Source organism: Microbulbifer maximicatervae (SeqCode) (assembly GCF_052467815.1).
On the sequence record NZ_CP174326.1, the window covers coordinates 5,147,894 to 5,162,457 of the forward strand.

12 protein-coding genes and 1 riboswitch are annotated in these 14,564 nt (G+C 47.6%); of the genes, 4 read left to right on the top strand and 8 right to left on the bottom strand.

Annotated features, from left to right (window positions below; genetic code table 11):
• Positions 1-45: 45 nt before the first annotated feature.
• Positions 46-924 (top strand): LysR family transcriptional regulator, encoded by an 879-nt coding sequence (locus ACJJIW_RS22300; protein ID WP_444936395.1) that lies wholly within the window; start codon positions 46-48, stop codon positions 922-924.
• 33 nt (positions 925-957) lie between these two features.
• On the opposite strand, the gene ACJJIW_RS22305 is transcribed toward ACJJIW_RS22300, so the two are convergent.
• The 7 genes from ACJJIW_RS22305 to thiC all read right to left on the bottom strand — a co-directional run bounded on the left by ACJJIW_RS22305 (position 958) and on the right by thiC (position 8,091).
• A complete protein-coding gene (locus ACJJIW_RS22305) occupies positions 958-1,431 on the bottom strand; it encodes a Dps family protein (RefSeq protein ID WP_108734073.1) in 474 nt (157 codons plus the stop codon).
• Between the two features lie 248 nt (positions 1,432-1,679).
• Complete coding sequence (locus ACJJIW_RS22310) at positions 1,680-2,429, bottom strand: HesA/MoeB/ThiF family protein (RefSeq protein WP_444936396.1); 750 nt, start codon at positions 2,427-2,429, stop codon at positions 1,680-1,682.
• Positions 2,423-3,976, bottom strand: coding sequence for a thiamine phosphate synthase (gene thiE / locus ACJJIW_RS22315; protein ID WP_444936397.1), 1,554 nt, complete (start codon positions 3,974-3,976; stop codon positions 2,423-2,425). The genes ACJJIW_RS22310 and thiE overlap by 7 nt, the downstream gene beginning before the upstream one ends.
• A 7-nt stretch (positions 3,977-3,983) precedes the next feature.
• Positions 3,984-4,790: a thiazole synthase gene (locus ACJJIW_RS22320; protein ID WP_444936398.1), complete on the bottom strand. Its 807-nt coding sequence runs from the start codon at positions 4,788-4,790 to the stop codon at positions 3,984-3,986.
• Between the two features lie 2 nt (positions 4,791-4,792).
• The gene (gene thiS / locus ACJJIW_RS22325; protein WP_108734077.1) at positions 4,793-4,993 is read right to left on the bottom strand and encodes a sulfur carrier protein ThiS; all 201 of its coding nucleotides are present in this window, start codon (positions 4,991-4,993) and stop codon (positions 4,793-4,795) included.
• Entirely contained in the window at positions 4,993-6,069 is a 1,077-nt protein-coding gene (gene thiO / locus ACJJIW_RS22330; protein WP_444936399.1) for a glycine oxidase ThiO, read from the bottom strand. Before thiO ends, thiS begins: the two co-directional genes overlap by 1 nt.
• Before the next feature lie 111 nt (positions 6,070-6,180).
• Entirely contained in the window at positions 6,181-8,091 is a 1,911-nt protein-coding gene (gene thiC, locus ACJJIW_RS22335) for a phosphomethylpyrimidine synthase ThiC (protein WP_444936400.1), read from the bottom strand.
• Between the two features lie 85 nt (positions 8,092-8,176).
• A riboswitch (TPP riboswitch) is annotated at positions 8,177-8,275 on the bottom strand.
• 262 nt (positions 8,276-8,537) lie between these two features.
• Between thiC and ACJJIW_RS22340 the strand changes: the two genes are divergently transcribed.
• Positions 8,538-9,464: an SGNH/GDSL hydrolase family protein gene (locus ACJJIW_RS22340; RefSeq protein ID WP_282933742.1), complete on the top strand. Its 927-nt coding sequence runs from the start codon at positions 8,538-8,540 to the stop codon at positions 9,462-9,464.
• Positions 9,465-9,525: 61 nt separating this feature from the next.
• Here the strand turns inward: ACJJIW_RS22340 and ACJJIW_RS22345 are convergent, their stop codons facing one another.
• Complete coding sequence (locus ACJJIW_RS22345; RefSeq protein ID WP_444936401.1) at positions 9,526-11,037, bottom strand: thioredoxin domain-containing protein; 1,512 nt, start codon at positions 11,035-11,037, stop codon at positions 9,526-9,528.
• 815 nt (positions 11,038-11,852) lie between these two features.
• On the opposite strand from ACJJIW_RS22345, the gene ACJJIW_RS22350 reads away from it, so the two are divergent.
• Positions 11,853-12,998 carry an SDR family oxidoreductase gene (locus tag ACJJIW_RS22350; RefSeq protein ID WP_282933744.1) on the top strand — a complete coding sequence of 382 codons (1,146 nt, stop codon included), beginning with the start codon at positions 11,853-11,855 and terminating at the stop codon, positions 12,996-12,998.
• Positions 12,999-13,026: 28 nt separating this feature from the next.
• Positions 13,027-14,142 (top strand): DUF3419 family protein, encoded by a 1,116-nt coding sequence (locus ACJJIW_RS22355; protein WP_444936402.1) that lies wholly within the window; start codon positions 13,027-13,029, stop codon positions 14,140-14,142.
• Positions 14,143-14,564 lie beyond the last annotated feature (422 nt).

Here is a 14,564-nt window from a genome sequence, read left to right on the forward strand (position 1 = left end):
AAGTTAACATAGCCAAATCCATCAATTCCCCAGGAACCTGCCGCTGTGAGTGCCACGATCAAACAACTACGCGCCTTTGTCACAGTGGCCCGCAGCCGCAGCCTGGCCCAAGCCAGCGCTCAGTTGCACACTTCCCAGCCAGCCCTGTCCATTGCCATCCGCAATCTGGAGGATACGACTGGCGGCCCGCTTTTCAGTCGAGAAGCCCGCCAACTCACTCTCACCCCGGAGGGTGAGGAATTTCTCTCCCGCGCCGAACAACTACTGCACAACTGGGATCAATCCCTGGATGCGGTACAGCAGGCCTTTCGCCTGGAACGTGGGCAGTTGCGCTTGGCAGTAATTCCCGCCTATGCGCTCAACCAACTCCCCCAATTATTAGCCAATTTTCACCGCCAGCACCCACAAATCAATATCCTGTTGGAAGATGTGGTGATGGAACGAGTAACCCAAGCGGTGCAGGATGGCCGGGCAGAGCTGGGCATCAGTTTTCGCCCCGAGGATTTAGGTGGGCTTGAGTTTGTGCCCCTACACCGGGATCGTTTTATCGCAGTCATGCCACCCCAGCACCCCCTCAGCGAAAAAGGAAAAGTGCGCTGGAGTGACCTGGCCAGTTTTCCTTTCATTGCTATGAACCGCGGCTCAGCGGTGAGGCGCTGGACCGATGAGGCCTTCGGGCAAAGTGGCAAAGGCGTTCACTATATCTGCGAAGCTAATCAATTAAGCACAATCGGCCAGTTAGTACGTGCGGGAATGGGGATTAGTGCAGTGCCGAGCTTGTGCGAAACACAGGTTCGGGAATATGGGCTGGAATGCCAGCCGCTATCGGCACCAGTAGTGAGTCAGGAGGTGGGGATATTATTAAAGAGCCGAGGCACCTTGTCGGCACCAGCAACCGCGTTTTTATCCGCGATTACTGGTTGAGGTCTATAAAAGTGCCTCTACTTATTTGAGCGACTAGTGACTGCTGGTTGCGCGCAGCATCCAAGCCGTTTTCTCGTGAACTCTCATACGATCAGATACCAGGGCAACTGTGGATTCATCTTCTCCCGCCTGGGCATCTTTTAAAACTTCACGACAGGTTTTGATCACCTGCTCATGCCCTTTAGTGAGAATTTTTACCATTTCTTCCGCCGGTGGTACCTCAACCACTTCTTTGATGGAGCTGAGTTGAGCAAAAGCCTGGTAAGTACCGGGAGCGGAAACCCCGAGGGTACGAATGCGCTCGGCAATATCATCCACCGCAGTGGCCAGCTCGGTGTAATGCTCTTCAAACATCAGGTGTAATTCACGGAACAGAGGCCCAGTAACATTCCAGTGGAAGTTGTGGGTTTGCAGGTAAAGGGTGTAGCTATCTGCCAACAAATGTTTCAAACCGGCAGCAATCTTTTCCCGATCCTTTTCACTGATACCAATATCGATTTTTTTCATAATACAAATCCCTCTTCCAAAAACTGTTGTCACCGAAATGGTTATAAGGCCATTTTGGTACCTTTATTCACTTCTCACAAGCTATCGAGCCAATAGCTTATTTATATAGACAAGTAAGATTTATAAGGTACAAAAATGGCATGAATTTTAACCCGGCTATTGGAAGAAAATTTTGCGACAAGACATTGCCAATAAGGGACTCTCCAAATAAAACTATTTATCGAGCCCCCTGCTGGCAACACAAGAAATCAGGCACTACAAACCGGGCAATTACTATGGCTCGGCAGCTGCAAAGTTTGCAGAGCTAAGGTTTCCGTCTCGATTAAGTGCAATTTATTCAAGCTCGATACCGGCAAATCCATCAGGTATTTCATGGCCTCTAGAGCCTGCATGCTACCAACCACACCCAGCGCAGGACCGATCACACCTGCTGTCGAGCAGTTCTGGACTTCAGCCTGCTCCTGGGGCGGAAACAGGCAGGCATAACAGGGACCTTTTCTTTCAGAAAAATCAAAACTAATCAGCTGGCCGGAAAACCCCTGCACCGATGCCATTACCACCGGACACCCTGCCTGATAACAAACCCGGTTGATCGTATGGCGGATTTCCAGGTTATCGGTGCAGTCCAACACCAGATCCACCTGTTTTACATGCTCAAGCAGCCAGGATTCATTCGCCATTTGGCTGTGGGGGTGAATGCGAATAGTTGGATTGGCTGCAGCCAATTGTTGTGCAGCCACCATGGCTTTGGATTTTCTCTGGTGATTGGTTTTGTACAAAACCTGGCGCTGTAAATTGGAGAGATCGATATGATCACCATCCACCAGGTGCAACTCTCCAATACCGGCTGCGGCCAGATACATCGCTGCCGGGCTGCCGAGCCCACCTAAGCCAACAATCAGAATTCGCGCAGAAGACAGTTTTCTCTGCCCCTCTTCACCCACTTGGGGCAACATTATCTGGCGACTGTAACGCTGTAATTCCTTACTACTTAACATGGCTCTACTTCCGCATGCTTACCTTTCAACAGGAGATTAAAATCGGCAACCACCTGCTTGTAATCTTCCGCTTGAGTAATAGCGCTGACCACGGCGATACTGCCAACGCCGCTAGCGATAACCTCACCGGCCCGTTGCATATTAATACCACCAATTGCCACGAGTGGATAATCGGGCAATAGTGCTGCCATTCGCGCAAGTTTCTGCGCGCCCTGCAACTGATCCGACATATCCTTGGTGTTGGTCGCATAAATTGCACCAATGGCCAAGTAGCTGGGGCGATAACAGTAGGCCAACAGTAATTCATAGAAGCCGTGGGTACTGATACCCAGCTTCAATCCTGCCGCTTGAATTGCCCTCAGATCAGCAAACTGCAAATCCTCCTGGCCCAAATGCACGCCGTAGGCGCCGCACTCAATCGCCAACTGCCAGTAATCATTGATAAACAGGCGCAGGTTATATGTCCTGCCAATAGCCACTGCCCTCTCAATCTGTGCGCGCAGGTCCCCACCCGGATTCTTTATTCGCAGCTGTAAAGTACGCACCCCCAGCTCAGCCAGGCGCTGCAACCACTCCACTGTATCCACAACTGGATATAAACCTAATGCTTGAGAGTCTGTTTGGGCAAACCCTTGAACAAGAGGCGGGGCTGCACCAAAGCCATAATCCAGCGCACGCTCTTCTCCCGGCACCAAAATCTCCGGGAAGTCGATTAAATCCAGGGGCCAGCCACAGTGGCCTACAGGTCCAGCACCAGCGCCGATATGTGCATTATTTCCCCGGCGCAAGCCCCGCTGTACATAGGCTTTACCCACAACGCAGGCATCTCGCAACGGGTAGCCCAAAGCGCGGCAAGCGGCAATAGCGGAGGACAGGGTGCAGCCAGTGCCATGTGTGCCCGTACTGGACACTTCCGGGCCAATAAACCAATCGGCTTTTTCACCATCCCACAGTAAGTCGGCAACTTCTCCCGCACGCAATTGCGTATGGCCGCCGGTAACTAAAATTGCGGTACCGCCGTGGGCGTGCAACTGACGCGCAGTTTGCACAATAGATTCCGCACCCGTGACACTGGCTCCGGTAAGCCATTCCAATTCATGTAAATTGGGAGTAACCAGATCACACTGTGGCATCAACTGAGCCAACACCGTTGCGGTAATATTCCCTTCGGTGAGCCCGGCTCCGTTGGTAGCAACAGCAACCGGGTCGTAAATAACCGGGACCGGCTGCACCGCTTTCAGCTGGCGCAGGAAATCTGTCACCGCAACAACTTGTTCAGCATTCGCTAGCAGACCGATTTTAATTGCGGCAGGAAATAGATCCCGCTGTAAAGCCTGTAACTGAGAACCCAAGACCTCTAGGGAAACTGCATTAATTGCAGTAACTTCCACCGTATTCTGTGCAGTATTGGCCGTGATAGCACTGCAACCATGGCAGCCGAGGTCGGCAAAAGTCAGTAGGTCCGCCTGAATACCGGCGCCACCGCCGGAGTCACTGCCGGCAATGGTCCAGACAATTGGCTTTTTCAATTGGAGTTGATCGCGCATAAAAATACTAATCCTGCAATATGCTCTCTGCCTGCTGCCAGAAAGGCATATCCAGGGTGGGGGTGCTGGGGCTGGCAGTTTGACGCCTGAGCATCAAGCCGGCATTAAAGGCGGCGCGCCCGGATTCCACAGCCAGTTTAAAAGCATTAGCCATCAGTACCGGATCCTGGGCTTTTGCAATCGCGGTATTCAATAACACCGCATCAAAGCCCATCTCCAGTGCTTCTGCCGCCTGTGATGGCGCACCGATTCCGGCGTCAATAATAAGCGGTACATCACTCAGGCGCTCGCGCAGTGTTTGCAGGTTATATTTATTGAGCAGTCCCTGCCCGGTACCGATGGGAGCCCCCCAGGGCATTAATACCTCGCAACCCACATCCAAAAGTTTTCGACACAGAACCAGGTCATCTGTGCAATAAGGCAAAACCTTGAAGCCTAACTGAATTAATTCCCGCGCAGCTTCTACCAGACCAAAGGGGTCTGGCTGCAAATTGTAATCATCACCAATCACTTCCAGCTTGAGCCAATCGGTCTGGAAAATTTCCTGGGACATTTTTGCCAGCTCCACCGCTTCTCGCGGCGATTTACAACCGGCGGTATTGGGCAACAACTGACAACCGGACTCGCGAATATAATCCCAAAATCGATTGTCCTGCTGCTGTGCCGGATTTTGCCGGCGAAGAGACAAAGTAATAATTTCCGAAGCTGAGGCTTGCACGGATTCGCGCATAATCGCTGGGGAGGGATACAGGCCGGTGCCCACCAAAAGCCGGCTGTTAAATGTTTTTCCGTAAAGTGTTAATAGATCGCTCACCTTTACCCCCCCACTACCGGAGCAACAATATCCAGGCTATCGCCGTTATTTATCTGTGTATTGCTATATTCCGTACGGGGAATAAATCCACCGTTGATCGCAACGGCAAACGTTTCTCCGCGATAGCCGAGCTGCTGTAAAAGCGCAGAGAGTTTTAGCGGGGATTCAAGGCTCTGTGTTTCCCCATTAATTAGTACCTGCATCAAACCACCTGTAACAGTTGTTGTGCCACTTGATTCTCCACTTGCTCCACTACTGCCGGCGCTAAAAGATAACCGTGACGGTAAAGGCCATTCACCCTAATCAGCCCATCCTTGCTGTGGATATAAGGCATATTATCCATAGTGGCGGGGCGACAATTTACGCGGGTCTCAACAATACGAGCCTCGGCAAAAGCCGGGTTGAGGGAGTAAAGCGCGGAAGACAATTCCATGCTGGAGCGCACGGAAATGGGCGACTGGTCTTCGCTCTCAATTTCCGTAGCGCCGATTACTGTGCGCCCATCGCTGCGTGGTACAGCGTAGAGCTTATAACGCGGGTGGAGCAGCCGCACTGGACGCTGCAAAACCACTTCCCGGGATTCCACCACCATCACCTCACCACGGACACCGCGTAAGCCTTCAATCTGCCCCTTGGCACCGAGACCACGGCAGTCGATCACGCAATCAAATTGTTCGCACTCCGAGTTCACAGAGATATGCCCGGCTTCGCAATTTACGTTGCTCTGCTCTCGCAGAGTGACTGCACCTCGGCGCAATACTCTGAGTAACGCAGGCAATAGGCGGTGATTATTGATATCCGCCTCACCCCGCAGGTAAAGCCCCTGTTCAAAGCCGTGTAAGGAGGGCTCTAATTTCGCTAAAGTATTGCAATCGAGTGGCTGCACCTGCTCCCTGGCAGACTCGCCCAACTTGCCCTGTAGCTCCCGCAGGAATTGCAGCAGCTCACTTTTATCCTTGCCGTGAGCAACCAGCACTGAGCCCGCTCGGCGGTATTCCACGTCCTGCCCGCTCTGCTCCTCCAGCTGCCGGACCCACTCAGACCAAATCTCAAGGCTTTTCAGCCCCAGGTTGTAAACTTGTTTATCGCTGTGCACCAATTCCGATAGTGGTGAGATCATTCCCGCTGCCGTCCAGCAAGCTCCCCCGACTGGTGCCGACAGATCACCCGCTTCAAACAGGGTAATATCCAGTTCCCGTTGGCAGAGCCGCCAGGCGAGCAAGCGACCTAACAGGCCGCCACCGGCAATAGCTACTTTGGCTTTGGTTTCGCTTGTCACAGACCACCTATCTTCGCAAATCCAAATCGACACCCAGCGATATGCGCTATGCACTCGCCGTACTTTTGCTATCCGATTCTTGGGGGAGAGGACTCTCCCCCAAAATACTCATTAGCCCTTGTGATAAATCTCGCTACCCATGTCCTTAAATTTAATCGACATTTCCTCCATGCCCTGTGCCGCTTCCTGCTTGGCCGCATAATCGCGCACATCCTGGGTAATTTTCATGGAGCAGAATTTCGGGCCGCACATGGAGCAGAAGTGAGCTACCTTGCCGGATTCCTTTGGCAAGGTTTCATCGTGATAGGTGCGTGCCCGCTCCGGGTCCAAACCGAGATTGAACTGGTCTTCCCAACGGAATTCAAAGCGGGCTTTTGACAGGGCGTCATCGCGCTTCTGTGCCCGCGGATGCCCTTTGGCCAAGTCTGCGGCATGAGCCGCAATCTTATAGGCCATAAGGCCCTCTTTAACATCCTCTTTATTGGGTAGGCCCAGGTGCTCTTTGGGGGTCACATAGCAGAGCATGGCGCAACCGTAAGTGCCGATAAGTGCAGCGCCGATGCCGGAAGTAATGTGGTCGTAGCCGGGAGCAATATCGGTGGTCAATGGACCTAGAGTGTAAAAAGGTGCGCCGTGGCAGTGCTTCAGCTGCTCATCCATATTTTCTTTGATCTTATGGATAGCCACATGGCCGGGGCCTTCGATCATCGTCTGAACATCGTGCTTCCAGGCAATTTCAGTCAGCTCGCCAAGCGTGTGCAGCTCGCCAAACTGGGCTTCATCGTTAGCATCTGCAATGGAGCCCGGGCGCAGGCCATCACCGAGACTAAAGCTCACATCGTAAGCCTTCATAATCTCGCAGATTTCCTCGAAGTGGGTATAGAGGAAATTCTCTTGGTGATGGGCGAGACACCATTTGGCCATAATGGAACCACCGCGAGAGACAATCCCGGTCATACGTTTGGCAGTGAGCGGCACATAGCGCAAAAGCACGCCAGCATGAATAGTGAAGTAATCCACCCCCTGCTCCGCCTGCTCAATCAAGGTGTCGCGGAACACATCCCAGTAAAGATCTTCAGCAATTCCGTTTACTTTCTCCAGCGCCTGGTAAATCGGCACAGTACCGATGGGCACTGGCGAGTTTCGCAGAATCCACTCGCGGGTTTCGTGGATATTGGCACCGGTAGACAGATCCATCACCGTGTCCGCGCCCCACTTGGTAGACCAAACCAGTTTCTCCACTTCCTCTTCAATGGAAGAAGTCACAGCCGAATTACCAATATTTGCATTCACCTTGCACAGGAAGTTGCGCCCGATAATCATCGGCTCCACTTCCGGGTGATTAATATTCGCCGGGATAATTGCCCGCCCTTCTGCAACTTCCCGGCGCACAAATTCCGGCGTGATTTGCTTGGGGATGTAAATACCATCACGTGCCTTCTGGTATTCACTTTCACTCATTTCCGCTGCCAACTTGGCTCGCCCCATATTTTCGCGCACAGCGATAAATTCCATCTCTGGGGTAATAATGCCGCGGCGGGCATAGTGCATCTGAGATACATTCTGTCCCAGTTTGGCCCGGCGAGGGCTGGGAAGGTTTTCAAAGCGGATATGATCCAACCCCTGGTCCGCCATACGCTTCTGGCTGTAGGCCGCTTGGCGAGAGTCCAGCAGTTCAGTATCTCTGCGGGCCTCTATCCAGCCCTGGCGCAATTTGGGCAGCCCTTCCCGTACGTCCACTTTAAAATTGGGCTCGGAATAGGGGCCCGAAGTGTCGTAAATGGTGAGGGGCTCATTGGGTTCAAACACCGGATTCTCTGCATCCCCCCCTACCAAACTATCTCCCAGACAGATCTGACGAGCACCAACCTGGATGTCGGCAGTTTCACCGGGCAAATACACCTTGCTCGAGTTAGGGAAAGACTGAACCGTGAGATTCTCAAGAAATTCTTTAGCGGAATCGCGACTGGCAGCGCGGGAGGACTTTCCGGCTTTACCGGATTGTTCAATGATCTCAGACATGCGTAACCTTAAAACTTGGGAATTTAAAGGTCGCAGCATCCAGGGCACATACAAAGAGAAAAGACGCCAAGCTGTAACAAAACAGGCGACTTCAGATCTTGTTCCCTACGCGGGGGTTACCCCGATCAGGTTCAACGGATCTCGCAACAGCGATCTCAGCCCACAGGCACTCCGACAAGTAGAGCGCAGTATAGTGGAAGCACCAGAAGAAGAACAGATAGCATAAAACTGTGCCAGAAAAACTAAAGCTTTGAAACGCCAATAAAGTAATCAATGCTCTTGGCGACAAAACTCCAACAGACTTCAATTTATTGATAACTGACCAAAGGGTCTCAAGCATTCACCACTCACAATATCTGAGTGCGTCCTACACTCCTTCTCGTTTACCGGAGCAGTGAATAAAACGATAACAACTTACGGCGAAAGTCGGTGTGGGAGAAAATACAATGTTGAATAAATATGGAGTTCTAGTAACGCTCTGTTTGAGCATCTTGTCGATACAGCCAGCAATGGCAGCCCCCTCCAAGTCAGTTGCTGCGGGTGACAGTATTACCATGGCATTCGGTGCAGACTGTACCCGCAATAAGTATTTCTGGGACCTGTTTTGTCTTCTCGGCGGGGACCAACCCGAGCATTCCTGGTTTGACGGCGACGACAATTCAGTGGAGAGTGTTCACGATAAATATAAAGTTAACTACCCCAATATGGCTGCCAATAAAAGCGCAGCGGAATCTGGTGCTGAGATGCGTAGTGGAGGCGACAATTTCTCCACTCAAGCCGATCGGATTCTATCCCAGAGTAATATACCTGACCATGTCGAGGTAGTATTGGGTGGTAATGACATCTGTAACCGGGAATGCGTCGATCCAGCCAACTGTAACGATCCACTCTACACCGATAGCGAGTGGCGCTCGGCAGTTCAAGCTGGACTGGACAAATTAGTCGATGGTCTCCCTAACGGCTCAACGATAGTACTCGGCTCAGTACCACGAGTACACGATCTCCGGGCAGCTGGTCTGGATAAGCAAAGCGGTAATTCCCGCGTAGATTGCGAGAGTGTCTGGTCGACTTTCGGAATTTGCCGAATTGCAACAAATGGCGGCTCGATGAATGGAGAGAGCTTTGCTACTCGTTATAACGGAATAGCCGCAGCCCAACAACGTTATAATGAAATCCTTGCTGAGGAAGCAGAAAGTTACAACGGTATGAATGGGGTAGAAGTTGTTGCTGAATATACCGGTGAGGATGAGTTAAATGCCGGGACTTTTCAGTTTAATAAAGATGATATTGATGGTGGAGACTGTTTCCACCCAAGCATTCAAGGACAAAATATTGTCGCTGACCTACTGTGGCAAGGAAATCCGGATAAATAAGTAACTTTTACTGCTCGGTAAATTCAGGGCCCGCAATAAAGTACCGCGGGCCCTAATCAATTCACTTACCCAAATCCTCATCAAAGTAACCATTCTCTTCAACCACATATTGCAATCTATGCGGCAAACCTTTTCTCATAAAGGCGACATCAATTACTTTTCCACTGGTAAGAGCACTCCAAAGCTCATTCTGGCCACTGTGGACCCAACTGTCATTGACCCTCAACAGCACATCGTTTTCCTCGAATCCAAGTGCAGTAAAGAACTCATTGTTGGCCACCCCCTCCAAGCGCATCAAATGGTGGCCCTCAACTTCCATCTCCGCCTCAATAAATTTAGCCTCCAAGAATTCTCGTTGTTCGAGTTGCTTCGCCAACCACTCTTGTCCAAGAGTCAACACACCAGCCGGCTCGATTAGTTTTTTACCCTTTTCTCCCTGAGGCTGTTCAATACGTTTGCGCAGCTCCTCATCGTGCTGATAGGACAAAGTTAAAGGGATAATATTACCTTCTTCACCTTGCAATAGCAGACGCTCCAGGGAGCCCTGATTATCAATAACGGCATAGTGCCCTTTCAAACGCTTCAGAAAGACATCTTTAAGAACAGACTGCCCCAGTGAAAAATTCTGTGCCTTCTGCCCATTTACTTCTATTAAAGCTTTGGACTTATTCTCTATACTCGATTCACTAACTCCTACCAGGGCAAGAGGTAGATCCGTAACAGGTAATTGATTTTCAGTATCTTTTTGTTGTTTCCATGTATATTTTTGCTGAGGATCTATATCAAGCCTGATTAGTTCCTTTTCTATCCAGTAAGAATATTGCTCAAATGATCGTGCGCCCTTTAGATACAAACCGTTTATAAAAACAACCGGCACATTTGTAAGGCCAAGCCCTAAAGCAATTTCCTGATCCCCAAGAACAACTTCTTTATAATTCATATCTCCAATACAGGTTTTAAATTGCTTGTCATCGATCAGTAAACTGCTTGCGGTCTGGGAGTAAGACTTCTCACCAAGGTTTGGAGTTTTTGCGTATAAGGCGTCGTGATATTCCCAAAAAATATTGTGCTCACCAGCGCACTTAGCCGAAACAGCAGCTTTGATACCCTCCCGATGAAACTTAAGGGGAAAATCAAAATTTACCTGGCGAACCCAACCAGAATAGTCACTCAACAATCGTCTCAAGGTTGGCTGAAAGGATTTACAGTGGGGAGATTGAAAGGAGCAGAACACAGCAATTGTTATAGGCGCTTCGGGATTTCCTCGAGCGGCGCGCCCGCCATAATCAAGATCTATCCGTGGTGGCTCTGGAACGGGAAGCATAACTTCTATTTCTTGACCATCTTTTGCTGTTTTGGCAATCATTTCATGCAGCTTGTTGAGACGTAATTTATGCTCCACTTCAGCAATATCATACAACACAAGCTGGAGCTCCTTATCCAAGGCCTTCACGCTGACCTCCTGGCCATCAATCCGTGCAGCTATATGTTGCTGATCAAGTACTTTAGTTCCTACTGTTATTTCCGCATCCTTTGAACACCCCCCCATTAGGCTCAAAATACCCAACGCCATTAACTTTACTATAACATTCCTTAGTCGATTCACTGGTAATTCTCCTTTTACCGGTTTTGACCAATCTTACTCACCAATTCTCATTTCAGCCGCTTACAGCAAGCTTTATTCAGAATGTGTTCAAAAAATGAGAACCAGGCAAGATTTTTGGCACCTAAGTTAACGTCCTTACCAGAAAAGAAATCTCACCTCAGACTAATCGTAAGCAATCAAATCAAACTTATTCGACCCTGAGCGTACTGCTCCTCTACAGGGACTTGCCGTTAACATCCAGAGAGCAAAGGTTAGAAACCAACTCAACAGATAGATTGTTTCGAAGTATGCAAAAAATAACTATTTCCAAAAAATTATATATACAAGAACCCCCGAACCATCTACAGGAGGCTGCTATGCCGGACAATTAAATCCCAGCCACCTACAATGGTCTCGGAACCGTTAATGAAGGGGAAAGTCAGAACAGGGGATCAGGAGTCAAATTATGGCGAACAATCTATATGGACTACAATGATTTAAACGTACTTCACTCAGAACCCATAGTTTGAATACGTCTATCACGTTTAATAGCAGCGCCGTGATGAGAATGTAGTTTATTACCAATATCTGATTTTACTACTCTCCTATTGGCTTTAGAAATAGATGGACAGATTATTTGTATTAATCGCATGCCCCCTTAAAAAACACCCCACAGTATACCAATGTCCCAATTTTCACAATAAAAAATACATAGGAGTAAAGAAGACCCTCAGAAAGGCGGATACTCCTTTGCCTCCGGAATTCATTCCCATTTCAATACTATGACGAATTCTCATGAGCCGATGAAACATGACCAACATATATTTAAGCAACTATCTGAAATACGAGGGCTAAAAGAAATACAACTCGTTGTCGGCGGATTTGGCTTTATAGGTCAATATTTGACATGGGGACTTCTGCAAAAAGGACTCAATGTGGTCCTAATTGCCAGAAATAATGCTAACAATCGGGCCGAGAAACTAAAACAAAAAAATAGTTTTGCCAACCCTCGCTATAAACTTTCGGAAAATAATTTTGACCAACTTACAATAATATCAGGTGATTTAAACAAACCAAACCTCGGGCTATCTTCTGCATCTTACAGACAACTATGCTCTCTAAATATTGGCTCCATTTGGAACAGCGCTGCTGACATGCACTATAGCTATAGTAATTTACAACAAAGCATTAACACCAATGTTATCGGCGTGAATCGACTAATCGACATTGCTGTAACAGCAAAATGTCGACTCAATCAAATATCAACTGCTTTTATTGCCGGTAAAGCTCATGCCAACGGAATAGCCATAAATGAGGTACTCTACCGCCCTGGCAATTTTTTCAACGCATACGACTACACGAAAAATATAGCAGAGAACTTAATAGCAGAGTCAAAAAATCTGGAATACACCATCTATAGGCCAACTATTGTGCTAGGCGACTCAGTGAGTGGGTACACAAATTCTGAGTCTGGGTACTATGAATATGTGAAACTGCTAAACCGACTAAAAAAGCAACATGTAGAAATCCCCATTCACTTAAAATATACTCCAGGTTGTTTTATTAATGTCATACCTGTTGACATCTGCTGTGATGCAATATTAAAAATTTCAGAAAAACATGAAGCCACAAGAAATCAGTACTTTAATATTGCCGATTCCAATCCGATGACAGTCGACAACTTTATCAAATTTAATCGCAATTACTTTAAGCTGGATTTAAGACAATTTATAGAGAATCACACTTCATTAAGCAACCTTTCTGAGAGGGAAAAACGTCTACTTAAGATTATAAACAGAATGCAAAACGGACCATTCTTAAACAGTGACTTCAGGTTTTCCAGTGTAAACAGCCAAGAAGTGCTAGGCCATCCGGTTCAGAATCAATGGTGTAATAGCAACAGCTATCTAACCAAAGTTGTAGATTATTTTTTAAACCAAACAAGTTAGCGACTAAAGTAACCCAATTAAACACGCCATGAACAAACCTAATGAAATACAGCTCTCCGATTACGCAAACAGGATCAGCTACTCAGGGCCAAATGAAGACTCTAGATCAGAACTTAAGGCGCTAAATATTAATGAGAGCGATAGTGTTTTATGCGTTACTGGCGGTGGAGATCGCGTTTTAAGTCTTTTACTGGGCAAGCCAAAAAAAATAACTGCCATTGACTTAAACCCCTGCCAAAATTATCTTTTAGAACTCAAAATTTCCGGAATACAGGCGCTAAACCATGAGGGATTTTTAGGTTTCTCGGGGATCATCCCATGCAAGAAAAGGATAAACGTTTACAACAAAATAAAACACCTATTATCAAAAAAAGCAGAATTATTCTGGTCCAAAAACGAAAGAATGATTGAGAATGGTTTTATTTATGAAGGGGCCTTCGAAAAACACTTCAAACTAATTAGCGTAATTATTAAAGCTATCCGGCCAAAGAAAATAAAAACTCTCACCACCCTAAGCAACATCGAAGAACAGCGTGAATTTGTTAAAAACAAATGGAACACCCCTGCATGGAAAAAATTTTTGCGCTTTCTTACCAACAAATACTTCTTCCAAATTTTCCTTAAAGACCCTGGATTCTATCAACACATTCCCCAAGAAGTATCAATTCCCGAGTATTTATTAGACAGAATGGATCACTCCCTAATGAACCACCTGGTCCTTGAAAATTTCTTTATGACATTCCTGCTAACTGGGAAATACAACCCTGAACATGGAATGCCCTTATACTTAGAAAAAAATAACTATCCAATAGTAAAGGGGGCACTAAATAACACAGCCATAGAAATGGTAAATTCGCCTCTAGAGCAATATTTATACGGCACCAAAAGTAAAATTGATAAGTTTTCTATTTCTGACGTTTCTGCTTATCTTGATGAAGACAGCTTTGTTTCTCTACTAAACGCAATATACTCAGCAGCTAGTAAAAACAGTATCTTGTGTATGCGCCACTTTATTACCAAAAGAAAAATCCCCACTTCTATAGAAAATAAATTTTCTTTTAATTCAGCTCTAGAGAAAGAGCTTAATAATAGCGACATGTCATTTGTTTATAGCTTTAATGTTGGCATAAAAAGTGATCTCTAAATTACCTAACTTCTTATCGAGCCGTTATGAAGGCTGAAATGACAGCAGCCTTTGAGGTTTCCTATTAGAAACTACAGCATTGCTCGCCAGCCTATAGACCTCTTAAGCGTAACAAGCTAGAGCACAATGCAGACACTACATAGTAGCAAAAATATTTAGCGATATTTTTTCAGACACTAAAAGGAGCAACCTATTGGGCCGCCCTTTTGAGAATTAGAAACCTATAAACCGCTGCGCCGGTTTAAGACTGCACCGACCTCCAATCCAATACCAAGCTTTAATTACAGCTGACCTACACTGTATAGAAAGCAGTGCTCGCCACCCTACTGGCAACTTCGGCGCAGGGCTGCGAGGCAGCAAAATATTTCACTGTTTCCAAAAAAAGAAAACCTCCGCAGGCTTCCCTGCGAGGGTTTTCTTTT

Bases quoted from the DNA above. Each gene is read 5' to 3' on its own strand.
- ACJJIW_RS22305 (WP_108734073.1), bottom strand. From the start codon at position 1,431: ATGAAAAAAATCGATATTGGTATCAGTGAAAAGGATCGGGAAAAGATT.
- ACJJIW_RS22310 (WP_444936396.1), bottom strand. From the start codon at position 2,429: ATGTTAAGTAGTAAGGAATTACAGCGTTACAGTCGCCAGATAATGTTG.
- thiE (WP_444936397.1), bottom strand. From the start codon at position 3,976: ATGCGCGATCAACTCCAATTGAAAAAGCCAATTGTCTGGACCATTGCC.
- thiS (WP_108734077.1), bottom strand. From the start codon at position 4,993: ATGCAGGTACTAATTAATGGGGAAACACAGAGCCTTGAATCCCCGCTA.
- thiC (WP_444936400.1), bottom strand. From the start codon at position 8,091: ATGTCTGAGATCATTGAACAATCCGGTAAAGCCGGAAAGTCCTCCCGC.
- ACJJIW_RS22340 (WP_282933742.1), top strand. From the start codon at position 8,538: ATGTTGAATAAATATGGAGTTCTAGTAACGCTCTGTTTGAGCATCTTG.
- ACJJIW_RS22345 (WP_444936401.1), bottom strand. From the start codon at position 11,037: ATGGCGTTGGGTATTTTGAGCCTAATGGGGGGGTGTTCAAAGGATGCG.
- ACJJIW_RS22350 (WP_282933744.1), top strand. From the start codon at position 11,853: ATGAAACATGACCAACATATATTTAAGCAACTATCTGAAATACGAGGG.
- ACJJIW_RS22355 (WP_444936402.1), top strand. From the start codon at position 13,027: ATGAACAAACCTAATGAAATACAGCTCTCCGATTACGCAAACAGGATC.